Genomic DNA, 22,081 nt, shown 5'->3' on the forward strand with positions numbered 1-22,081 from the left:
AATCCTCGATGTCAGGGGGGTCGGGGAGATCAGGCGGCCGGTGCGACGATCTCGTGCATCCACCCGTGTCGGTCGGGGGCGTCGCCGTGCTGGACGTCGCCGAGCAGGGTTCGCAGTCGCCGGGTCACGGGCCCCTCGGTGCCGTCACCGATCGTCCATTCCCCGTCCGACGCACGCGCGGCACCGACCGGTGTGACCGCCGCAGCGGTGCCGCAGGCGAACGTCTCGGTGACGGCACCGGAGGCGGCGCCGCGACGCCACTCGTCCAGGGTCACGGCGCGCTCCTCGGTGGTCAGGCCGAGATCCTGCGCCAGCCGCAGGACGGAGTCGCGGATCAGGCCGGGCAGGATGGTGCCGGTCAGTCGCGGCGTGACCAGGCGCGCCGCGCGTCCGGCGCCGACGACGAAGAAGAGGTTCATGCCGCCCAGCTCCTCGACGAAGCGACGCTCCGCCGCGTCCAGCCAGACGACCTGGTCGCAGCCCATTTCGGCGGCCTGGGCCTGGGCGGCCAACCCCGCCGCGTAGTTGCCGGCGCACTTAGCGGCGCCCGTTCCGCCGGCCGCGGCCCTGCTGAACTCGTGGCTGACCCAGACGGTCACCGGCCGGGCCATGCCACCGAAGTAGGTGCCCATGGGAAAGGCGGTCAGCAGGTAGCGGTACTCGCGGGCCGGTCGGAGCGCGAGGACTCGTTCGGTGGCAATGAGCAGCGGTCGCAGATACAGGCTCCGGCCGGGTTCGTCCGGCACCCACCGGTGGTCCTGACGCACGAGGTGCTCGATCGAGGCAAGGAACAGCTCGTCCGGCAGCTCGGGCATCATCAGGCGCCGTGCCGACGCACGGAACCGCGCCGCGTTGGCGAGTGGCCGGAACACCGCAATGCCGCCGTCGCGCCGCCGGTACGCTTTGAGGCCCTCGAAGACCGACTGTCCGTAGTGGAGTCCGATGGTGGTCGGATGCAGCTCGATCGGGCCCAGCGGCAGGACGCGGGCGTCGTGCCAACCCCGTTTGAGGTCGTGGTCCACGACGACCATGTGTTCGGTGAAGACGTCGCCGAACGATGCCGCGGCCGCCGCGGCGGTGACCACCGACGCGGCGAGCGGCTCGCTGGTGTGCCGGACCGCGAAATCCGGCAGGCCGGTCCTCATACGGCGGCGGCGTCGAAGTACGTACGGCGCTCGGCGAACCGACCGTCGGCCGTCAGGGTGAAGAAGTCGGCGAATCCGACGGAGACCGCCGTGCCGTCCTTCAGGGTCCCGTCGAAGGTGCCGGACACGGCGACCGTCCGATCGTCGCGCACGATCGTCGCGAGTCGGTGCCGGCCTCCCGCGATGACCCGTTCGGCGGTGTAGAACCGGCGGAGGTCGGCATGGCCGCGCAACGGCGGGTAACCGGGGCGGTGGTAGACGCTCTCTTCGGCGAAGAGCGCCACCAGGGCACCTACCTCGTCGGCGTCGACGTGGCGGTAATAGTCGAGCACGGGTCGCAGCGCGGGATCACTTCGCAATGCTGGTCCTCTCCTCGGTCGTCGGCGTCGGGTCGTCGACCATCCGGTCGACGGCACGCATGTCGGTCTTGCCATTCGGCAGCGTCGGCATGGCCGGGGTCCAGACGACGCGCGCGGGCCGCGCGTACGGCCGGAGCTCGCCCGCCGCGATCTCGGCGCCGTCGCCCGGCTCGCCCTCGACGACGGCCACCACCTGGTCGTTCGCCACGAGAGCGCGGGCGGTGAGCACCCGGGGATCGCGCAGCAGGGCGGCCTCGACCTTGGCCAGGTCGATGCGCCGGCCCATGACCTTCACCTCGCGGGTCCGGCGGCCCTGGTAGACCAGCCCGAACTCGGACGGCGTGACCAGGTCACCGCTGCGGTACCAGGAGCGTTCGTCCGGGGTGTCGGTCGCCACCAGGTCGGCCACCGTCTCGCCGGCGTAGAACCGGCCGACGTCGTCGGCGGGGTCCGCGTAACCGACCAGTCGCTGCGGGCCGCGCAGACAGAGCTCGAACAGCGGCGTACCGTCCTCGTCGGTGTCCGCGGGTACCAGCAGCGACTCGACCTGCGGGAACACCGGGCCAATGGGGATCTTGCCGTCGACGAGCCGCAGCTCCTCCCCCGGCGCGACGACGTACGTCGTGGAGCCGATGGTGACCTCGGACGGGCCGTAGAGATTGACTACCGTGGCGCCCGGAGCGGCCGCGCGCAGCTCGGCCACGAGGTCGGGCAGCAACGGTTCCCCGGCCAGAACGCAGAGCCTCAGCCCCGGCATCGACCCCGCACCGAGACGACCGAGCCGGCGTGCCAGGCGTAGCTGCGACGGCACGCTGTTCCAGACGGTGACGCCGCGCTCCTCGACGAAGGTGGCGACGAGCAAGTTCTCCCGCAGCCGGGGCAGCACGACGCATGCGCCGGAGCTCCAGGCGAGCACCACGATCAGGAAAAACCCGTCGAACGTCGTGGTGTAGTTCTGCGCCATCCGGTCGCGCGCCGACAGGCAGGAAAGGCCCTGCACGTACGCGCCGAAGCTGCGCAGATTGTCGTCGCTGATCGGGACGTTCTTCGGGCTGGCCGTGGAGCCGGACGTGCTGATGACATACGCACAGCCGGCCGGCACCCGGGCGCCGCCGGCCGCCGGAATATCGAGCGCCTCGACCGTCGTCCGGCCGTCAGCGCCCGCGACCACGAGGTGGCGCACGCCCAGTCGGCTTAGCCGACGACGTTCGTTCACCGGGTCGTTGGCGGCGAAGGTGACGACCGCGCAACCCAGCCGTGACAACACGGCCACGGACGCGTAGAGGTCCAGCCCGTCCAGCGGGGCGAGACCGACCGGCGTGCCCGGGGTGACTCCGTGTTCGCCCAGGACGACCTCGAGTTCCGCCGCGCGGTCGAGCAGGTCGCCGTAGGTGTGCACGCCGTGGGACGTGTCGAGCGCCGAATCGGCCCGACGACATCGCGCGAGGATCTCGTACAGGTAGCTCACGACGCGCCCTCATCGGCCAGCGATTCCAGCTCGGCGAGCGTGCCCACGGTGAACAGAGCCTCGATCGGCAGCTCCCAGCCGGTCCCGACGGACACCCGGCGGATGAGCTCCATGGCGGCCAACGAGTCGCCGCCGAGCTCAAAGAAATTCTGCGCCGGCTCCGCCGCTGCCACGCCCAGCACGGCACACCAGTGGGTACGCAGGCAGGCGATGCGCTCCTGCACCGCGGCCGTCACGCCGTCTCCCGTACACGCCAGGTGAGGACGTCGCCGACCCGGACACCGTGGGCGTCGGCGAAGTTGCCGCGGACCATCCCGATGTCGGTCATGTGGTCGAACGACGTCGAGCGGTAGCACACCACATCGCCCTGCGTGCGTTCCAGGTAGATCTGGCTGGAGATGAACGACGCGTCGCAGAGCTGCCGGTCGCCCAGGTGCAGGCTCAGGATGTCGCGGTGCCGCAGGTCGCCCAGGTCGGCCAACACCTTGGCGTTGCCGAAGTTGTCGACGTGCACCACCGTGCCCGGCACCATGCCGATGTCCTCGATGCGGTCCTCGGCGTACGGGTGCCGCGACAATTCCGCCTCGTCGCCCATGGCGAGCCGTGCGACGATCGGGGCGATGAAGGTCTTCCCGGAGAACGGGGTCTGCGGCACGTTCGGCACCTCGTATACCCGCTTGACCCCCTGGTCCCGGGCCAGCCAGCCGAAGTAGCCGAAGTTGGAGCCCACGAACACCAGACCACCGAGCGTCTCGCCCCAGATCACCTCGTGCCGGTCCAGGACGTTGTCCGACTTGGACACCAGCGTGTAGATGACCGTGCCCTCGGGGTAGTTGTCGGCCACCAGCCGGGTCAGGAAAGCGGCGTTGATCTCCGAGAAGTTCTGCACGGGCACCAGCTCGACGGCCAGGTGGTGAGCGGCCGCCCTCGCTTCCTGATACATAGCGCCGCACATCTCGTTGAAGGAGACGTCCGTACAGTCGGTGACGACGACAATTCTGCGCACGGGGGTTCCTCTCTGGGACGACGCGGGTCGCTCGCTGCGATCCGTCGCCGTGGTGGGGTTGGGGACGATGTCGAGCCGGTAGACGTCAAGGACGCGCCGGATCTGGTGTTCGAGCTGTGCGGAGCTCGATGACCGCAGGTGGATCAGGCCCGCGAGCTGGGACGACCGGGTGGCTGCCGGCAGCACGTCGCCCGGCCGTACCCGCAGGTCCACCTCGGTGACGCCCGGCAGTGCCCGCAGCTCGTCGGCGGGTGTCACGTGGGCGACGCGTCCGGGCGCCGGGGGCAGGTGCAGGTGCGCGGACACGCCGTCGGCGAAGTGCGGGGTGATCCGGACCGGGCGACCCAGGGCGGCGCGGACCGACTCGCGCCACAGGTCGACGCCACTGTGCCGGCGTACGTGCTCGACGATGCCGCCGCCCGGCGGCCGGCACGCGATCTCGCCGACCACGAAGCCGGACGCGGTCCGGAAGAGCTCGACGTGGGTGGCGCCGTGGTCCAACCCGACGGCCCGGACGACCCGCTCGTGCAGCCGCAGGATCTCGGCGCGGGCGAGGTCGTCCACGGGCACGGTCATCGAGCCCGACGGGCGGTCGAGACGGCCGAGGAGCGGGGCGAGGTAGCGCGAGGCCAGGGCGAACACCGTCGTTCCGCCGACGACCACACCGTCGCAGTGATACTCGTCGAGCATCGCGACGAACTCCTCGGCGACGATCGCGTGGCCGCAGGCGCGCAGGTCCGCGCCGACCGGGCCGGACAGCAGCTCGGCGAGTTCGGCCCGGTCCCGCACCACGACGGTGAGCGCCGACCCGGACCCGACCACCGGTTTGAGGACCACCGGCCAGGACAGCTCGTCGGCACGGTCGGCGAGCTGCTCCGGCGAGGTCAGCAGGATCGCGCGGGCCACGGGGATGCCGGCAGCCTGCAGGGCACGGGTCATGGCGAACTTGTGTGTGCAGGCGAAGGCGGCGGCTGGGGAGTTCCCCGGCACGCCCAGGTATGCCCCGAGATGGGCGGCGACGACCTGACCGCGTTCGGTCGGCGAATAGACGCGGTCGATCGAGCGGCCGGCGAGCGCGGCCAGGACGGCCTTGCGGGCCGTCTCCAGGTCTTCCACGTCCTCGACGAGCACGACGTTCGCCTCCGGCGGGTAGAGGTGGCGGTGCCGCGGCTCGGTGAGGACTGTCACTTCGACGTCCGGCTCGTCGTCGAGGACCCGGATCGGCTCGCTCTTGCCGCCGTTGACCATCAGCAGTCGGGTGGGCGCTGTCCGGCTGGCGACGAGTACGTCCTCGAGGTCGTCGCCGCATTCCCCACAGCCGAGGTTCGCGCCGGTGACCGAACGGATCGCGGCGACGTCCGACGCGCCGGCGTCCAAAGCGGCGGTGATCTCTCGCTCGGTGACGTGGGCGCACAGGCAGATCACCGGGTCGGCCTCGGGTGGCACCGTCACGACGACTCCTTCCGTTCGGACAGTCGGCGCAGCGACGTGTCCAGGACGTCGGTCATGACGTCGAGATCCGCGTCCGAAATCACCAGCGGCGGATGGATGTTGATCACGTCCGGTGACATGCCGGTGGCGGCGACCACCAGGCCCACCTGAGGGTCGGCGGTCAGGCAGAGACCCCGCAGTCGGGCGGCGTGGTCGCCGGTGAGCACGATCCGGGCCGCCCCACCGAAGGTGGTCACGTCACGGACGAGATCGGGGTGTCCGACGCGCAACCGGCGCAGGCGGACGGCCATCCGCTCGCCGAGCGCCTCCACGTCGGCCTGAGCCTGCGGCCAGCGGTCCCACCGGTCGAGCACGGCCCGGGCGACACCCAGTGCGTGCGGGATGGCGATGAACGTCGACGAGTGACTACCGGGCCGGTAGCGGGCCGGGTCCGCCAACGGTTCGCGGGCCCAGACGGCGCTGAGGGCGGCCGCGCCGTTGGTCAGGGCCTTGCTCGCCACCACGATGTCCGGGCGCACCCCGCTGCGCTGGAAGCCCCAGCGGGGACCGGTGCGGTGCATGCCGGTGAAGATCTCGTCGGCGATCACCACGGCACCGTTGCGCCGCGCGTGCGCGACGGCATTCCGCAGCAGCGCGTGGTCGGGCTCGACCATCCCGGCGACGTTCTGGATCGACTCGAAGACGAACGCGCTCACCTTGCGGGTGGAATCCGGTCCGCCGACACCGCTGAGCTCGGATCCCCACCGGCGGACCGCGGCCCGGCAGCCGGTCGTGCAGCCGGCGTCGACGACCGCGTGCGGGCACCGGGCGCAGTCCGGGGTCGGCAGGCGCACCACCTCGAGGCCCCATCCTGCGAGCAGCTCCCGGTAGCGCGGGCTGGAACTGAGCATGCTGGTCATGCCGGAACGACCGTGGAACGCGCCCTCGAAGACCACCACGGCGCCCGGGCCGACCGCGCTGAAGGCGATGCGCAGGGCCGTTTCCATGCCCTGGGCGCCGCCGAGGTCCAGTTCGACCCGTCCCGGCTCGCCGACGACGTCCCCGACAAGGCGTTCGATCCGTGCGAGCACGTCGAGGCGGAGCTCGGACTCGCAGAACGAGGGGAGCGCCGGCAGGTCCCGGCAGTGCCGCAAGGCCTCGTCGAGCAGCCCGCTGTCGTAGCCGAACGGAACACTGCCGTTGGCAGCCTCGGCATCGAGGTAACGCCGGCCGTCGGTGGACCACAGGTACGCGCCCTCGCCACGGACGAAGTGCGGCACCCTGTCCGCCCGGTAGACGAGGTTGCCGGCGCCCACGAACGACGGCACGGACGCGGTCACCGGGTACGCCAGTCGTCGACCGTGGCGGTATGCACGAGCGGCCGCACGCCGGGCTCGTTGCAGTCGATCGCCGCGGTGACCACCGACAGCACATCCCACCGGGCGGAACCGTCGGGCAGCGACTCCGCCGACAACGCGTCGAGCCAGCGGTCGACCGCTCTCGGATGCCGCACCGCGAGCCGTGTCCAGAGCCCGTGGTCCGCGGCGGCCAGCCGATCAAGGCCGGCCCGCGCGTCGAGGTCGTGCGCCGGCGAGCCCTCGTGCAGGGCGTCGAGCAGCTGCCGCGTCTCGACCGCGGCCGCGGTGGTGTCCACGCCCGCCGGATCGGCGAGCGCATCGGCGCACCACGACCAGCCCGCATGGTACGAGAAGAGCTGCAGCTCCCGCAGCACGTCCACCGGCTCGTCGGGGCCGTGGACGAAGTTGAACAGGCCGTTCACCCGACCGATCCGGGCACGCAGGTCGCCGGCGCGGGCGCGGGCCGGCTCGGCGCTGCCCTTGGCCTGTGTCAGCCTGACGCTGGCGGGCAGCCAGTCCGGCCGCTCGGTGTCGGCGAGCAGGACGAGCAGGCTGTCGCCGGAGCCCAGGAGATGGTCGACCACGGCGATACGGGCCACGGATGCCGCGTTGAACTGATACCGCCACAGCTCGCGAGTGAGCAACGGATCGAAGCGAATGGTCGTCGCTGCCCGGGGGTGCCAGCCCTGCTCGTACAGGACGTCGAGCACGTCGGGGCCGCGTCGTCCGACGACGGCGTCCGGTTTGAGGACGACGAACGTATGGTCGCGCAGGGTGTCCGCGGTGACGCCGATCCGGTCGGCCGCCAAGAGCCCTTCCCGGGCGTACGGGTCGTGCCGGTACGTCCGGACCTTGACCGGGTCGACCGTCAGCGCCGCGAGCGACGTGACCTGCACGGCGCTGTCCCGGTCGACGTCAGTGGCCGTCGACATCGCCGAGCCTCCTTCCGCCGAGCGGGGTGGGCCGCCCGTCGACGAGCACGACCGCACTGCCGTCCGGGTGGGTCCGGTCGTCGAGTGCGAGCCGACCCGCGGCAAAGGCGCGGACGGTCCACTCCAGGCAGGGTCGGTCGCTGACCCGCTTCTGCTCCCATTCGTGGTCCGCGGCGTCCGCGGGGGTACGACCGGCCGTCGACAGCGCCGGCCCCTGCGCGAGGATCGGACCGCCGTCGTGGGTCGCGTCGACCAGGAAGCACGAGGTGCGGGTGCTGTCGTGGCCCGCCCGCAGGGCCTCGCCCACCGGGTCGCGACCGGTGAGGAACCGTCGGCTTTCGGTGTCGAGAACGGCGAGGTCACCCGGATGCTGGTTGATCATCCGACCTCGGTAGCGCTGCAACAGGTTTCCCTCGATCCACCGGTGGTAGGCGAGCACCACGAGGTCCAGCGGTCCGTTAGCGTCCTCCCAGGCGAGCAGGCGTCGATCGAGGTTGTCGTGCCAGGCGCGGGCGCGGTCCTGGTAGGCCGCTCGCGATACGGCGTCGCGGGCCGCCGTGGCCGTGCCGCAGCGGACGGTGAAGTCGCCGGGCCACGTCGGGATGCCGTACCCCGCCGCGACCTCCAGCGCGGGTGTCGTCGCGCTTTCGGAGGCGGCCAGGCACACCTGGAACGACGCGGGTTCCACACGGGCGAGCTCGGCGAGGGTGCGCAGGTTGGCGCCGGTCGCGGAGATCAGTACGCCGATCCGCAACGCTCCGGTGTCGGAGAGTCGGCGCAATGGTCGTCGGGTCGGGACGGCCGCGGTCAAGACTGCCCACCGCCGGCCCAGTACGCCAGGTCCGCGTCGAAGACCGCGGGGTCGTGGGCGCTGTCCGCCACGCTGATCCCGAACGCGTGGTGGGCGGTGCCGGCCACCAGCTGGAACAGTGGGTCACCAGCGAAGCCGTGCCGGCGGGCGTTGTCCATCTGTCGGGCGAGCGGCTGGGAACCGGCGGCGACGATACCACCGTCCTGATACCACAGCCCGTTCTCCTCGGTGTGGTGCAGCTCCTGGCCGCCGAGCCGGGCGGAGTCGCACCGGTCGGTCATCATCATCGCGTTGCCCGGGCCCATGAGTTCCGCGGCTCGGGTCGCGATGGCGAGGTCGACGTGCTCGCCGTCGAAGTTGATGCAGGCCGCGATCCGGCCCGCGGCCGCCGCACTCATGATCGCGGCGGGGACCGGTCCGGCGATCTGGTCCATCGTGTCGATGGTCCAACCGGGCAGGTCGTAGGAGGCGATCACGGCGTCCCTGGTGGCCCGCGCCCGGGACGACCGGAACGCGTGCCGGATGTCCAGCGGCATGTCGTTGAAGAGGTGGTCGGTCACCACCCGGGCGCCGGTGCCGTTCCACTCGCTGTCCCAGGCCAGGTCGACCAGCTCGGTCACCTGCGCGGCGCTGCGAGCCGGGTCGCCACGGGTGAAATGGCCGAGGGCCGGCCGTACGCCGTGGCCGAGCAGCTCGGGGAGGATCCACTCGAAGCCGGGGTGCCGTTTCGTCGCCTGGCCGTACAGGTCCGAGTCGGGCCCGAAGGTGTCCGGGGAGAGGACCATGTACTTGAGTCCGTAGTCCCCGAGTCGGGCCAGCCGCTCCCATTCGTCGCGGGTGGGCAGCCACACGGTCGCGGCCGGAGTGCCGCCATGGCTGGCGAGCAACGGTCCTTCGAGGGCTATCCCGACCACATGCGGGATCCGGCCCGCACGCCACATTCGGTCGTAGCGGTGGAGGAGGCCCTCGAGGTCGGCCAGCCGATCCCGGTGCAGATAAAGCGTCGGGACGCAGAGAATCCCCTCCCGCGCCGACTGCCTTTCAACTTCCTCTAAATCAAACGTCGCGAAATCAGAGAAGTCAACGCCTGGAAGCCCATGACAATGCACTTCGACGGGAAGCCCAGGTGCCATGAGCTGCGGTCCGGAAAGGTTATCCCGGCCACGGACGTCGACTGACATGTAGTGATTCCCCATTTCGTCTTCCGTCTCTTTTCGACTCTGCGCAACGCATCCGTAAACGCTCAGTGAACCGCACGGCAGCGCAGCGCGGAATACCACCGAGCGTCCACCCTGCGCAGTTGGTCGAATTGCGACCAAACTCTCCGCCCACCCGACACGGGTGCGGGCATGCTTGGCCGCTGGGACCGCCAAAGGCCTCCCACCTGGGCTTTCGCCCGGCAGCGGAGGGCTGGCGTCCACATCAGAGGCGAACGGTATACGGCCGGCACATCGCGGTCAACTTGATCGACGTCTATTCTTTCGAGGATCGACGCGATTGCCCTACCTGATCTGCGATTATCGGCCCAATAAGGAGTCGGCAGCCCTCAAGAATGGCTGAACGAACACTCAGGTGTTGGACGTGAATTGACAGCCGGTGTTAGGTTCGGCCCCGTCGACAACGCTCCGTCCACAGTGACGTCGCGTTTCTCAACAATCGTGGATCGCAGGGATCCGGCCGCTGATCAGGAGGAGCATGCGCACCCCCGAGACATCACCCCTCTACGTCTGCGACCTCGACGGCACCCTGCTCGGCGCGAACGCCGCGCTGAGCGACTACGCCCGTACGGGCCTGTGCCGTCTGCTGGCGGCCGGGGTGGCCCTCACGGTAGCCAGCGCCCGCGGCGTCGTGTCCATGGCTCACCTACTCGCCGGTGTGCCGATCCGCCTGCCGGTCGTCGAGCTCGACGGCGCCTTCCTCTCCGACCTGACCACCGGTCAGCACCGGGCCCGACGGACCCTGCCGAGTGACCTCATCCCGGCGATACTGCGGAGCCTGGAAGACGCGGGTACCGCGCCGGTCCTGACGTCCTGGGATCCCCGGCACGACAGGGACCACGTCAGCTACGGCGCCCGGCTCGATGCGGGCGCGTCCTGGTACGTCGAGGAGAAGCGTCGCTACGGCGACCCCCGCCTGCGGCCGACCTCTGACCTGGCCGAGGTGGCCCGCACCGACCAGATCGCCACCGTCACGGCGTTCGTGCCGGATGCGGATCGCGCGCGACTCGTCGCCCGCCTGCGTGCCGCGACCCGGGACGCGGCGTTGGTCACCGGCGCGCCCCACGTCTACCTGTCCGGCTGGAGCGAGGTGCAGGTGCGACACCCGACGGCCGACAAGGGCACGGCCGTACAACATCTAGCCACCATGTCCGGCCTGGCGCACGCTCCACTGACGGTGTGCGGCGACCATCTCAACGACCTGCCCATGTTCGCCGTCGCGGACCGCTGCGTCGCTCCGGCCAACGCCCACGAACGGGTCCGCCGCGCCGCCACGGTCGTCACCGCCTCCCACGACGAGGACGGGATCGTGCGCTTCCTGCTCGCCGACAACGGTCTCGCCACCGAGAACGCCGCGGCCGACTCCGGTCAGGGGGCGCCGGCGTGCTCTTGGTGATCGAGGGTATCGACGGTGCCGGCAAGTCGACCGTGGCGGCACTGGTGGCACGGCGGCTGGGCGACCGGGGCCACCGGGGAAAGAAGGAAGTCGACGAGACCGACACCGCGACCGCGGTCCGCGTGGACGCCCTGCGCGATCTCATCTGGAACTCCCCGGAGGCCCGGCGTGACGGATTCGGTGCCACGCACTGGATTCTGCTGATCGCCGCTTGGTACGCGGCACTGCCCCGGCTGCGCGCCGACCTCGCCGACGACCACCCGGACGTCCGCGTCATGGACGGCTGGTACTACCGGAACATCGTCAAGACGGTCATCCGGGAACCGTGCGACCCGGCATGGGTCGAGTCGCTGTTCGTCACCGCCCCGCAGCCTGCCCTCGTCGTCCTGCTCGACCTGCCACCCGAGGTGGCCTGGAGCCGACGCCCGCACTTCCACGAGACGGAACTGGGGCGCTGGGACGGGTTCACCGGCGAGCCCCGCGCATCGTTCGTCGGCTACCAGGAACGGGTGCGGGCCGGGCTCCTGGAGATGGCCGCCGACCGCGGCTGGCTCGTCCTGAGGCTCGACGCAACGCAGACACCCGACCAGATCGCCGACATCATCATCGACCACACCATCCGCCGCGAGGAGCAATCATGATCGACTATCTCGACCAGCTGACCGTCGACTGGACCGACTTCGAGGCGGCCGGGGAGCTCACCCGCGACCTGGCACAGCGTCTGGCCGAAGACAAGGACTCGCTGCGCAAGCTGGTCTACCGGGTCGAGCACGACCCCGAACTGCTGGCCAAGTGCGAACGGCACCAACTGCTCGACTACCTGGTCGTCTACGACGCGGTCGACCGGGGCCTGCGCATCCGGCTCCATCTGTCCACCGACGACCACTTCGACCGGCCGCACGACCACCGGTTCTCCTTCTCCACCCGGATCCTCGCCGGCGGCTACACCCACACCTGGTACACGCTGCCGACCGACCTCTACCCGGGTGACGACCCCGAGGCGCGCCGCTACCTCAGCCGCCACCAGAGCGACCCGCGGGCCCACGTCCGCGCTCACATGGCCGAACTGACCCCGCACCTGACGCGCTGGGAAGGTCCCGGCAACACGTACACCCTGCACCACAGCGCGATCCACACCACGTTCACGACTCCGGACACCGTGTCGCTGTTCGTCCGCGGCCCCGCGGAGAAGGACCGCTCCGTGATCATGGACATCGACACCGGCGACGTGTGGTGGCGCTTCGGTCGCCAGGACGAGCCGGAGAACCGGGTACGCGAGAAGGTCATGGGTCTCGAGGCGTACCGGGAGATCCGCGACCGGCTGGAAGGCCTCGACGTCATCTGACGGCAAGCCGTAGCCGAAACCCGTACCCCACCTTCGAAAACGCCGATCCGAGGAGACACATGTCCACCGAGACCGCCGACCGCGCCCACATCGCCGCGTCGAAGGTCGACCTCTTCGACGAGGTCGATCCCATCGACTGGACGGACCTGCCCAAGGTCGCTGTCCTGACCGAGTCGCTGATCAAAAGGTTCGCGGCCGACAAGGGGCTCTTCAAGCGCCTGCTGTTGGCCGTCGAGCACGACCCGTACCTCTGGGCCAAGTGCGAAGAGGACGTCGTCGAGGACAAGATCGTGCTCTGGGACGACGTGGCGAAGGGCCTGCGCATCCGGCTGCGGATGTCCACCGACCACCAGCAGCAGCTGGCGCACAACCATCGTTTCTCCTTCACCAACCTCGTGCTGCGCGGCACGTACCTGCACCGCAACTACTACGCGCGCAACGGCTTCGACGAAAGCACGGTCCCCGAGGACGTCCAGCCGGTCATGCTCCACGAGGACCGCGCCGGCGACTGCTTCACCATCCATCACAACGCGCTGCACTCGACGCCGTTCACCCAGCTGGGCACGATCTCGCTGGTGCTGCGCGGGAACCCGGTCAAGGACCGGGCTCCGGTGATGTTCAAGGAGGCCCGCGGTCGCGCCGAGGCCGTCGCCGCGATGCGGGAGCGGGGCGAACTGTCCGAGGTTGAGCCGGACAGCGCCGGCGTCGGCACCATGTTCTGGCGCGTCGGCGAGGACCGGGAGTCGCAGGAACGCCGGGCGGAACGCCAGATGACGCTGGCAAAATACCGTTACTGGTGCACCGAACTCGAGCGCCTCGGGATCATCTGACATGGTCCTGCACGCGACGCCCGAGCCGGCACCCCTGGTCCGGTACGGGCTCGTCGGCCCGGGCGAGCATGCCACGGAGAACCTGCTGCCGGCGCTGACCCTCCTCGAGGGCAGCCGTCTCGTGGGCGTGGCGGCGCGGAGCACCACGTCCGCAGCCGCCGCGGCCCGACAGTGGCGGGCCGCCCGTTACACCGACGACTGGGCCGAACTCGCGGACCCCGCGGTGGTCGACGCGGTGCTCGTGTCGGCCACCTCCGAGGTGCACGCCCGGGTGTTGCGGCACTGCCTCGACGCGGGCATCCACGTCTTCGCGGAGAAGCCTCCCGCCCCCGATCTCGCCGTCATGCGCGACCTGGCCGCGCGTGAGGCAGCCGCTCCTGGCGTGGTTGCGTTCGTCGGCTTCAACTTCCCGTACGGAACCTCGTACCGGCTGCTCCAGGACCGGTTGCGGCCGCACGGAGAGGTACGCGGCATCGACGTGTCGATGATCTCGGCGAAGCCGCTCACCCCCGACCCCGGCCACGCCACGGTGCTGGAGAGCCTCCTGTACGGCCTCGGCACGCACGCCGTCGACCTGGCCGTCCGCACGTTAGGGCAGCCGGGCTCGGTCGACGCGTACCGGATGGTGGTCGACGGTGTGCGCCAAGGCGTGCGGATCATCCTGGGGTACCCCGACGGGAGGCAGGCGACGCTGCGGGTCGGCAATTACTCCAACCGGCTGGAGTACCGCTGCGAGCTGGTCACCGACCAGAGCGTCGTAGGGATCCTCGACCAGCACAACGCCCTACAGCTGCACCGGCCGGGGGACGCGCCGGGGCCGCGATTGCTCGACCGCAAGGAGACGCTGCGCTACGACTGGCCGAGTCGGCGCGGTGGATACGACCGCACCGGTTACCGACCGGAGCTCGCGTCATTCCAGGAATCGATCGTCGCCGGGCGGGCCAGCACGTCGTCGCTGGCGGCGTGCCTTGCCGTCTACGAGGTCCTCGACCAGGTACGACACCGGTTGGTAGACCGTGACTGACAACGCTCCCCTGGCCGGCCGGGTCGCCCTGGTCACCGGCGCCAACCAGGGCATCGGACGGGAGATCGCCCGAACACTGTGCCGACAGGGCGCCCACGTCGTGGTCAACCATCCGGACGCGCACACCGAGCCGGCCGCCGACAGTCTGCCGGCGGGCTGCCTCGCCATACGCGCCGACGTGCGACATCGGGCCGAGGTCACCGCCATGGTCGATCGGATCGCCACTGGGTACGGCCGGTTGGACATCCTGGTCAACAACGCCGGCATCTTCCCCCGGGCGAGCCTGGCCGACCTCGACGAAGAAACGTGGGACCGGGTCCTCGACACCAACCTCAAGGGCGCGTTCCTCTGCGCTCAGCAGGTGGCACCCCTGATGATCGCCGGCGGGGTCGGCGGTCGCATCGTCAACATCTCCTCCTCGGCGGCGTTCACCGGATCGGTTCTGGGCGCACACTACGCAGCCAGCAAGGCCGGTCTCATCGCGCTGGGCAAGTCGCTCGCCCGAGCCCTCGCCGACCACCGCATCACGGTCAACACCGTGGCACCGGGCATGGTCGAGACCACCCAGCCGGGCCTGGACGAGGCAGGCTTCGCGGCGAAGGGCCGATCCGTCCCGCTCGGCCGCGTCGGCCGCCCCGAGGACGTCGCCGCCGTCGTCGGCTTCCTGGTTTCCGACGCCAGCGCCTACGTCACCGGCCAGACCCTCGGTGTCAACGGCGGAAAGGTGCTTACACCGTGACGGCGTTCGAAGAACCAGAGCCCCACGTACGCGCGAAGATCTCCACTACCGTGCACGCCTGGGCCGCCACATTCGTCACCACCTCACCGTTCGTCGTGGTGGCGAGCTCCGGTGCCGACGGCTACGCGGACGCCTCACCCCGCGGCGGCCCGCCCGGCTTCGTCCGGGTACTCGACGACCGTACGCTGGCCATCCCGGAGGAACCCGGCAACCGGCTCGTCCAGACGTTCCGCAACCTCGCATCCCACCCGGCCATCGGCCTGCTCTTCCTCGTCCCCGGCATGAACGAAACGGCCCGGATCAACGGCACGGCCGAGGTGGTGCGCCCCGGTGAGCCCGGTTGGGAGCGGTTCCGCACCGAGTGGACGCACAGCGACCGACTCGCCGCCGTCACCGTGGTGCACGTGGCCGAGTGCTACTACCACTGCGGACGCGCGAGCAAGTTCAGTGGCCTCTGGGACGTCGACCGCATTCTGGCCCACCGCCAGAACCCGCCCCTCCCCCGCCGGCCGCCCCGAGCAGCCACCTCCGCCTCGGACGCAGTGCCGGTGTGGAACGGCACCGGCCATACTCCCAGATGCAAACGGTCGGAACCACGCTGCTAGCGAGCTCCGGCGAACGGATGGTGGCCTACCCCCTCCTCCGGTCGTGAAGCCGAACAAGCTGAGCTTCGGGCGCCACCTACCGCACCTGCGGCGCCGTGACCGAATCCGGATCCAGCCGCAGCAGACGCCGGCCCACCGGGCATGCTGCGAGGGTTCATCCCGTCACCGCGCGGGGGCCGGCATGTGGTCGAGTTCGTCGGCGACCAGGGCGGCGAGGCGGTCCAGGCCGAGGTCGATCTGGTCCGGGGTGACCGCGCTGACCGACAGCCGCAGCGCACCGACCGGCGTCGCGTCGTCGTAGAAGTGTGCCATCGGCGTCCAGAGCACTCCGTACCGTTCGGCGGAGCGGCGCAGCAGCGCATCATCGACCCGGAACGGCACGCTGAGCACTACGAAGAAGCCGCCGCCCGGGGTTGTCCAGGTCGCCAGGGAGGGCGGCGGGAAGCGCCGCTCCAGGCCGGCGAGCAGATGCCGCAGGTTGCGTGCGTACGCTGCCCGCTCCCGGAGGTTGGCGGACACCAGCGAACCGTCGTGCTCCAGCAACGCGCCGCCGATCATCGCTTGGGCCAGGGCGGAGGTGTTCACCGTGACCATACTTTTGATCTTGGCGAGCTGGTCGGCGAGGAGGCCGACAGTGCCGTCGACGCCGGCCACCCGCTGATCGGCCACCAGGTAGCCGACCCGGGCGCCCGGCAGCACCGTCTTGGCGAACGAGCCGAGGTAGATCACCCGACGTCGGGTGTCCAGCGCCTTCAACGTCGGTAGCCGGTCCTGGTCCCCGGCCGGGAAGAGACCGTACGGGTTGTCCTCGATCAGCAGCAGCTCCTGCTCGGCGGCCAGCTCGAGCAGCCGACGACGGTCGTCCAGACCGATGCTGACGCCGGAGGGGTTGGCGAAGTCCGGCATCACATAGCAGGCCCGGGGGCGCAGCCCCTCGCCCCTGGCCCGGCGCGCCTGCTCGGCCAGGTCGGCCAGGTCGACCCCGGTCGGGCCGCCGGCGACGGGGCGCACCGGCAGGTCGACGAGGCGGGCCGCGCCGGTCAGCCCGACGTACGTGGGGGCGACGGCGAGCAGCACGTCGCGCGGCCCGGCGCGCAGCGCCTGCAGCACCAGGAACATCGCCTCCTGGCAGCCGACGGTGACGACCACCGCCTCCGGGTCGACCTGCATGCCCTCGTCCACGGCCAGGTTCTGGGCGATGAGATGGTGCACGATGCCCTTGGTGCGCCCGTACTGGAACAGGGTGCGCCGCGCTTGTGCCGGACTCTGGCCCTGGTCCTCGACGAGGTGGCGGCGGAACCGTTCCAGCCACCGCCGCGGCGCGTCGTCGTCGAAGAACTGTTCGTACGGCCGGCCGGCGGCGAGTGACACCGCGTCCGGCCAGTGCTGGGCGACTTCGTTCAGGAAGTTCATCGAGTTCAGGGCAGGGTCGTCGACCGCCGGGTGCAGGTCGGCGACGGCCAGGTCCACCGGTGTGTCCACGGCTCAACCTCCGGTCACGGTACGCAGTCGTCGGGCCTCGGCCGGGTCGGCGCAGCCGCTGAGGGTCAGCGCGTCGCGCCACTCGGCGGCAAGCAGGGCCAGCGCGGTCTCCACTCCGCCCCGGCCACCGGCGGCGAGCGCCCAGAGCAGGGGCCGGCCGAGCAACACCCCGGCAGCGCCGAGGGCGAGGGCCCGCAGCACGTCGCCACCGCCGCGTACGCCGCTGTCCAGCAATACCTCGGCACGGCCGTCGACGGCAGCCACCACCTCGGGCAGCATGCTGACGCTGGCCGGCGCCCCGTCGAGCTGCCGTCCGCCGTGGTTGGAGACGACCACCGCGTCCACCCCGGTCTGCACCGCCCGCACCGCGTCGCGCCGATCGAGGATGCCCTTGACCAGTAGCGGCAGCTCGGTCCGGGCGCGCAGCCACTCCAGGTCGCTCCAGCTCAGCGCCGGGGCGAAGAGCGCGCCGGTGTGCGCGGCGATCGCAGAGACCCCCGGGGTACCGGCGTGGGCCAGTTCGTCCCGGCCCCGGGGCAGGTTCGCGGCCGTGACATGGGCCGGCAGCGCGAAGGCGTTGCGTACGTCGCGCAGCCGCCGACCCAGCACCGGCACGTCGACAGTCACCATCAGCGCGGTACTGCCGGCGGCGGTGGCGCGATCGAGCAGGTCCGCGACGAGGCCCCGGTCGCGCAGCCAGTAGAGCTGGAACCACAGTGGACCATCGGTCGCGGCAGCGACCTCCTCGATCGAGACGCTGCTCAGCGTGCTCAGCGTGTAGGGCAGGCCGGCGGCGCCGGCGGCCGCAGCGAGCGCCAGCTCGCCGTCGGGGTGCAGCAGTTTCTGGTACGCCATCGGCGCGACCGCCACCGGCATGGCCTGCTCACGGCCGAGCAGACTCGCGCCGATGCGCGGGCTGCCTGCCCCGGTGAGCACCCGGGGCAGCACGGCGACCCGGTTCAGGGCGGCCCGGTTGGCGGCCCGGGTGATCTCGGCGCCGCTGCCGCCGTCGACGAAGTCCCAGATGTCCGGAGCGAGTACGGCCCGCGCCAGCGCGGCGAAGTCGGCGAGGCAGGCCGGCGGGCCCGCGGTGGACGGCGGCGGAATGTCACCCGGGTCAGTCATCGGCCGGTCCTCCCGGCATAGTGGCCGCCGACCATCCGACGTCGGTACCGGGCAGGGCGAAGCACTCGCGGAGGAAGGCCGCCGCCTCGGCCTGCGCGCGTCGGCCGGCGTCGAAAACGCCCGGCATGGCGAAGAAGCCGTGGATCATCCCGTCGTGGCGGCTGGTCCGGACCGGCACGCCGGCCTCTCGCAACCGCTGACCGTAACGCTCCCCCTGCTCCCGCAGCGGGTCGTGTTCGGCGGTCACGACCAGAGCCGGCGGCAGACCGGCGAGGTCGTCGGCGAGCAGCGGCGAGGCTAGCGGATGGGTCACGTCGGCCGGATCGGGCAGGTAGTGGCCCCGGTACCAGGCCACGGAGTGCCGGTTGAACAGCAGCGGGTCCTCGTCGGCGGCCAGCTGCCGGTCGGCCCGCTGGTCGGTGTTCGGGTAGACCAACAGCTGGCCGGCGAGGCGGGGGCCGTCCGCGCGGGCCAGCAGGGTGACCGCGGCGGCGAGGTTGCCGCCCGCGCTGTCGCCCCCGACGACCAGCCGGCGCGGATCCGCCCCGAAGTCGGCGGGGTGCGCGGCGATCCATGCGGTGGCGGCGTGGCAGTCGTGCACGGCCGCCGGGAACGGGTGTTCGGGAGCAAGCCGGTAGCCCACCGTCACCACCTGGCAGGGCGTGGCGTTGGCAAGCCTCCGGCAGATCCCGTCGGCGGTGTCGACGCTGCCGAGCGTCCACCCGCCGCCGAAGAAGTAGAGCAGGGTGGGCATCGGGCCGTCGCCGGCCGGCCGGTACACGCGCACCGGGACGTCCCCGGCGGGACCGGGCACCTCTGTGTCGCGCACCTGGTGCACCGGCTCGACGTCGCCACCGCCGGCGCGGATCGCGGCGAGGTCGGCGGCGCGGGCCTCGGCGAGGGTACGGGTGTACAACGGCGGGATGCCGGCCGCCGCCCGCGCGGCCCGGTACGCCACCACCTGGGGGTCGAGGGGCATGTCGGGCTCCTATCCGCCGGTCGAGACGAAGAGTTTGTCGATACCGCGCAGGAAGAGGCTCCCGCTGTAGACCGGCGTACGGGTGACCGCCAGGTCGGGAAAGCGGGCGAGGAGCCGGGGCAACGCCACCGTCCCCTCCAGCCGGGACACCGCCGCACCGAGGCAGTAGTGCACGCCGACACCGAAGGCGAGCGAGGCCGGGCCGGACCGGCGCGCATCGAAGCGGTCCGGGTCGGGGAACCGGAGCGGGTCACGGTTGGCTCCGGCGATGATCAGCAGCACGTTCTCCCCCTGCCGCACCGGTACTCCGTCGAGGTCGGTGTCGTGCGGGGCGGCCCGGGCCAGGAAGTGCACCGGATTCTGCATGCGCAGCACCTCGTCGACGCAGCCGCGGGCCAGCGCGACGTCCCCGGGCAGCGACGCGACCGTGTCCGGGTGGGACAGCAGCAGCGGCAGTCCGTTGCTGAACAGGTAGGCGGTGGTTCCGAAGCTGGCGTTGAACAGCACGATGAGATTGCCGATCAGCTCGTCCTCGGTCAGCTCGACCTCGCCGGAATCGAGCGCCTCGACCAGCCCGCTGATCAGGTCCTCGCCAGGGCAGCGGCGACGATGGGCGATCAGGTCACGGTAGAACGCCGTCAGTTCCTCGGCGGCGTGGTTGGCCCGGTCGAGGCGTTCGGCGGTCTTGCCGGCCACGTCCATGAACTCGTCGATCCACGCCACCCGCTGCCGGTACCAGGCCAGCTCCGCCTCGGGCAGGCCGATGAAGTCAGCCATCACCAGCGCCGGCACCGGCTGCGCGAAGCCGGCCACGAAGTCCACCTCGGCGCCGCCCGCACCGGCCTCGGCGATCCGGTCCAGCATGCTGTCGACCACCCGGACGACCACCGGCTCCAGCGCACCCAGCCGGCGCGGAGTGAAGGTCTTCGCGAACACCGCCCGCATCCGGGTGTGCTCCGGCGGATCGGTGAACATCATCGAGGACATGAAGGTCCGCAGGATCGGCTGCGCATCCCAGCCCGGCGCGGCCCCCTTGCGCCACTCGGGATCGCGCAGCACGGAGCCGACCACGTCGTATCCGACGGCGACGGCAACGACGGTGTGGTGCTCGGGCCGGTCCCGGATCGCACTGACGGGACCCCACGCGTGCAGGGCCGCGTACCAGGGATAGGGGTTCTGCCGACCCGGCTCGCTGTAGAGCCCGGACAGGATCTCGTCGACGTCCATGGTGGAGCTTCCTCCCAGGAACGGACGGTGGGGCGGCGGGTCGTCCCGCCGCCCCACCGGTGTCACAGACCGAGCAGATGCAGCGGTACGGCGTCCGCCATCGCCTTGTTGCCGGCGTCGTTCGGGTGGATGTGGTCGCCCGAGTCGTACGCCGGCAGCAGTCGGCTGGGCTGGGCCGGGTCGCGCAGCACCGCATCGAAGTCGAGCAGGCCGTCGAACTCGGCCTTGCCCTGGCCGCGGAGCCAGGCGTTGACCGCCTGCCGGGTCGCGTCCTTCTCCGGCGTCCACACGCCCGGGTTGCCGTGCCCCTCGTACGGGGTGAGCGTCGCGGCGAGGCTACGCAGTCCACGCGCCTTAGTCTGCCGGTTGATCTGCCGCAGGGCGGTGATGATGTTCTCGGCGGAGTCGTCGGACATCCAGATGTCGTTGATGCCGAGGTGGGTCACCAGAGTCTTCACCCCGGTCTGCGGGAAGACATCCTCGTTGAGCCGGGCGAGGGCATTCGGTCCCAGCTCGGGGTAACCGGGAAAGCCGCCCGCGCCGGGCTCGGGCCCCTCGTGGTTGAGCCGGTTGCCGGCCAGGCTCAGGTTGAGCACACCGGGGGTGTTCACCTCCGGGCGGGCGACGACCAGCCGATCCGCGAGCAGGTCCGGCCAACGCTTGTGGGCGTTGACGGTGCTGCCGTTGCCGTCGCCGATCGAGTCGCCGAGCACCACGACCGCGCCCGGGCTGTGCCGCCGCTGCACGTCGAGACCGGAGAGGAACATCCAACAACAGTTGGGCCGGATGGTGAATCCGGCGCCGTCGGCGGTGGTGGTCAGGTCCTTGGCCCCGATGAACGTGGTGACCTTGGACTGGCCGTGGAAGGTGACCAGGCCGGTGAGCACCGGGAAGTGCAGGGTGACGATCAGTTCCTCCTGCTCGGCGACCCGGAAGTTCAGCGGGTCGCTGAGCAGTTCGGCACCCTTGTTCATGGTGGCTGAGGTGGACCCGCCGAAGGTCAGCTCGCGCAGCGTGGCCGCGTCGATGTCGGACCGGTCGTCGGGCGTACCGTTGTTCGGGCGGGCCACAGTGGCGTGCCCGACCTTGACGGCCTGCTCGCCGTAGAGGTTGGTCAGCCGCACCCGCAGCCGATCGCCGCCGACCGTGGTGCGTACGGTCATCCGGATGCTCTGGTCGTTCAGGCCGGTGTAGGTGAGGCCGGCGGTGTTGCCGCGGGTGACCGCGGTGGCCCAGCCGCCCGCCCACTCCGCCCGCGGCGGGAGGGTGCGCTCGGCGGCCGAGGGGCCGGCACTGGCTGTTATGGCTGGGGCGCTCACGACCAGCAGCGCAGCCGCAGAAGCTATGACGTGCCATCGTTTCGGGGTCGACATGGAACCTCCATCTGTGGCAGCCCAGGGCCGGCCCATGATCGCCCCGGCCCGGGCGATGGACGGAACCTAGCCGGAGGCTCTGACGAGCGTCAATCAACCTGATCGACATGACCCGATGTCCACTGTGTGGACTCCGCGCCGCCGTTCGGCTCTGTCCGTCGGCCCAGCCACGTGCTTAGGCTCGAACGGGGCGGCGGTGCGGTCACCCGCTCACGCGCCGGCGCGTCGG

General features: G+C 71.0%; 21 protein-coding genes. 7 read left to right on the plus strand and 14 right to left on the minus strand.

Features of this window, described 5'->3' with window-relative positions:
- Positions 1-29 precede the first annotated feature (29 nt).
- The 9 genes from ACIA1L_RS30430 to ACIA1L_RS30470 are packed head-to-tail and all read right to left on the minus strand — an operon-like array spanning position 30 to position 9,424.
- Positions 30-1,145 (minus strand): branched-chain amino acid aminotransferase, encoded by a 1,116-nt coding sequence (locus ACIA1L_RS30430; RefSeq protein ID WP_396076468.1) that lies wholly within the window; start codon positions 1,143-1,145, stop codon positions 30-32.
- A complete protein-coding gene (locus ACIA1L_RS30435) occupies positions 1,142-1,504 on the minus strand; it encodes a nuclear transport factor 2 family protein (protein ID WP_396076469.1) in 363 nt (120 codons plus the stop codon). The genes ACIA1L_RS30430 and ACIA1L_RS30435 overlap by 4 nt, the downstream gene beginning before the upstream one ends.
- Entirely contained in the window at positions 1,494-2,972 is a 1,479-nt protein-coding gene (locus tag ACIA1L_RS30440; RefSeq protein ID WP_396076470.1) for an AMP-binding protein, read from the minus strand. Before ACIA1L_RS30440 ends, ACIA1L_RS30435 begins: the two co-directional genes overlap by 11 nt.
- Positions 2,969-3,208, minus strand: a complete 240-nt coding sequence (locus ACIA1L_RS30445; RefSeq protein WP_396076471.1) for an acyl carrier protein — start codon at positions 3,206-3,208, stop codon at positions 2,969-2,971. The genes ACIA1L_RS30440 and ACIA1L_RS30445 overlap by 4 nt, the downstream gene beginning before the upstream one ends.
- Positions 3,205-5,430: an SAM-dependent chlorinase/fluorinase gene (locus tag ACIA1L_RS30450; protein ID WP_396076472.1), complete on the minus strand. Its 2,226-nt coding sequence runs from the start codon at positions 5,428-5,430 to the stop codon at positions 3,205-3,207. The genes ACIA1L_RS30445 and ACIA1L_RS30450 overlap by 4 nt, the downstream gene beginning before the upstream one ends.
- Entirely contained in the window at positions 5,427-6,749 is a 1,323-nt protein-coding gene (locus ACIA1L_RS30455; protein WP_396076473.1) for an aminotransferase class III-fold pyridoxal phosphate-dependent enzyme, read from the minus strand. The genes ACIA1L_RS30450 and ACIA1L_RS30455 overlap by 4 nt, the downstream gene beginning before the upstream one ends.
- Positions 6,746-7,699, minus strand: a complete 954-nt coding sequence (locus ACIA1L_RS30460) for a hypothetical protein (RefSeq protein WP_396076474.1) — start codon at positions 7,697-7,699, stop codon at positions 6,746-6,748. Before ACIA1L_RS30460 ends, ACIA1L_RS30455 begins: the two co-directional genes overlap by 4 nt.
- Entirely contained in the window at positions 7,683-8,510 is an 828-nt protein-coding gene (locus ACIA1L_RS30465; protein WP_396076475.1) for a formyltransferase family protein, read from the minus strand. Before ACIA1L_RS30465 ends, ACIA1L_RS30460 begins: the two co-directional genes overlap by 17 nt.
- Positions 8,507-9,424 carry a hypothetical protein gene (locus ACIA1L_RS30470; RefSeq protein WP_396076476.1) on the minus strand — a complete coding sequence of 306 codons (918 nt, stop codon included), beginning with the start codon at positions 9,422-9,424 and terminating at the stop codon, positions 8,507-8,509. The genes ACIA1L_RS30465 and ACIA1L_RS30470 overlap by 4 nt, the downstream gene beginning before the upstream one ends.
- A gap of 781 nt (positions 9,425-10,205) precedes the next feature.
- On the opposite strand from ACIA1L_RS30470, the gene ACIA1L_RS30475 reads away from it, so the two are divergent.
- The 7 genes from ACIA1L_RS30475 to ACIA1L_RS30505 are packed head-to-tail and all read left to right on the plus strand — an operon-like array spanning position 10,206 to position 15,666.
- Positions 10,206-11,123 (plus strand): HAD-IIB family hydrolase, encoded by a 918-nt coding sequence (locus tag ACIA1L_RS30475; protein ID WP_396076477.1) that lies wholly within the window; start codon positions 10,206-10,208, stop codon positions 11,121-11,123.
- Positions 11,111-11,764, plus strand: coding sequence for a dTMP kinase (locus ACIA1L_RS30480; protein WP_396076478.1), 654 nt, complete (start codon positions 11,111-11,113; stop codon positions 11,762-11,764). Before ACIA1L_RS30475 ends, ACIA1L_RS30480 begins: the two co-directional genes overlap by 13 nt.
- Positions 11,761-12,468: a hypothetical protein gene (locus tag ACIA1L_RS30485; protein ID WP_396076479.1), complete on the plus strand. Its 708-nt coding sequence runs from the start codon at positions 11,761-11,763 to the stop codon at positions 12,466-12,468. The genes ACIA1L_RS30480 and ACIA1L_RS30485 overlap by 4 nt, the downstream gene beginning before the upstream one ends.
- Before the next feature lie 59 nt (positions 12,469-12,527).
- Positions 12,528-13,298, plus strand: coding sequence for a hypothetical protein (locus ACIA1L_RS30490; protein ID WP_396076480.1), 771 nt, complete (start codon positions 12,528-12,530; stop codon positions 13,296-13,298).
- Between the two features lies 1 nt (position 13,299).
- Positions 13,300-14,322, plus strand: coding sequence for a Gfo/Idh/MocA family oxidoreductase (locus ACIA1L_RS30495; protein ID WP_396076481.1), 1,023 nt, complete (start codon positions 13,300-13,302; stop codon positions 14,320-14,322).
- Complete coding sequence (locus ACIA1L_RS30500; RefSeq protein WP_396076482.1) at positions 14,315-15,061, plus strand: SDR family NAD(P)-dependent oxidoreductase; 747 nt, start codon at positions 14,315-14,317, stop codon at positions 15,059-15,061. Before ACIA1L_RS30495 ends, ACIA1L_RS30500 begins: the two co-directional genes overlap by 8 nt.
- Entirely contained in the window at positions 15,058-15,666 is a 609-nt protein-coding gene (locus ACIA1L_RS30505; protein WP_396076483.1) for a pyridoxamine 5'-phosphate oxidase family protein, read from the plus strand. Before ACIA1L_RS30500 ends, ACIA1L_RS30505 begins: the two co-directional genes overlap by 4 nt.
- 162 nt (positions 15,667-15,828) lie before the next feature.
- Here ACIA1L_RS30505 and ACIA1L_RS30510 read toward each other — a convergent pair whose 3' ends face one another.
- The 5 genes from ACIA1L_RS30510 to ACIA1L_RS30530 form a co-directional block, all read right to left on the minus strand.
- The gene (locus ACIA1L_RS30510) at positions 15,829-17,148 is read right to left on the minus strand and encodes a PLP-dependent aminotransferase family protein (protein WP_396076484.1); all 1,320 of its coding nucleotides are present in this window, start codon (positions 17,146-17,148) and stop codon (positions 15,829-15,831) included.
- 3 nt (positions 17,149-17,151) lie between these two features.
- Positions 17,152-18,273 carry an alpha-hydroxy acid oxidase gene (locus tag ACIA1L_RS30515; protein ID WP_396076485.1) on the minus strand — a complete coding sequence of 374 codons (1,122 nt, stop codon included), beginning with the start codon at positions 18,271-18,273 and terminating at the stop codon, positions 17,152-17,154.
- Positions 18,266-19,252, minus strand: a complete 987-nt coding sequence (locus ACIA1L_RS30520; RefSeq protein WP_396076486.1) for an alpha/beta hydrolase — start codon at positions 19,250-19,252, stop codon at positions 18,266-18,268. Before ACIA1L_RS30520 ends, ACIA1L_RS30515 begins: the two co-directional genes overlap by 8 nt.
- Before the next feature lie 9 nt (positions 19,253-19,261).
- Positions 19,262-20,479 carry a cytochrome P450 gene (locus ACIA1L_RS30525; protein ID WP_396076487.1) on the minus strand — a complete coding sequence of 406 codons (1,218 nt, stop codon included), beginning with the start codon at positions 20,477-20,479 and terminating at the stop codon, positions 19,262-19,264.
- Between the two features lie 62 nt (positions 20,480-20,541).
- On the minus strand, positions 20,542-21,825 hold the full coding sequence (locus ACIA1L_RS30530; protein ID WP_396076520.1) for an SGNH/GDSL hydrolase family protein: 1,284 nt from the start codon (positions 21,823-21,825) through the stop codon (positions 20,542-20,544).
- Positions 21,826-22,081: the final 256 nt, after the last annotated feature.

The organism is Actinoplanes sp. NPDC051859, assembly GCF_044452725.1.
In the GTDB taxonomy this organism is placed as follows: domain Bacteria; phylum Actinomycetota; class Actinomycetes; order Mycobacteriales; family Micromonosporaceae; genus Actinoplanes.

Excerpts from the sequence above, each read along its gene's own strand:
- ACIA1L_RS30515 (WP_396076485.1), bottom strand. The coding sequence starts at position 18,273 with ATGACTGACCCGGGTGACATTCCGCCGCCGTCCACCGCGGGCCCGCCG.
- ACIA1L_RS30525 (WP_396076487.1), bottom strand. The coding sequence starts at position 20,479 with ATGGACGTCGACGAGATCCTGTCCGGGCTCTACAGCGAGCCGGGTCGG.
- ACIA1L_RS30475 (WP_396076477.1), top strand. The coding sequence starts at position 10,206 with ATGCGCACCCCCGAGACATCACCCCTCTACGTCTGCGACCTCGACGGC.
- ACIA1L_RS30460 (WP_396076474.1), bottom strand. The coding sequence starts at position 7,699 with ATGTCGACGGCCACTGACGTCGACCGGGACAGCGCCGTGCAGGTCACG.
- ACIA1L_RS30520 (WP_396076486.1), bottom strand. The coding sequence starts at position 19,252 with ATGCCCCTCGACCCCCAGGTGGTGGCGTACCGGGCCGCGCGGGCGGCG.
- ACIA1L_RS30430 (WP_396076468.1), bottom strand. The coding sequence starts at position 1,145 with ATGAGGACCGGCCTGCCGGATTTCGCGGTCCGGCACACCAGCGAGCCG.
- ACIA1L_RS30490 (WP_396076480.1), top strand. The coding sequence starts at position 12,528 with ATGTCCACCGAGACCGCCGACCGCGCCCACATCGCCGCGTCGAAGGTC.
- ACIA1L_RS30485 (WP_396076479.1), top strand. The coding sequence starts at position 11,761 with ATGATCGACTATCTCGACCAGCTGACCGTCGACTGGACCGACTTCGAG.
- ACIA1L_RS30495 (WP_396076481.1), top strand. The coding sequence starts at position 13,300 with ATGGTCCTGCACGCGACGCCCGAGCCGGCACCCCTGGTCCGGTACGGG.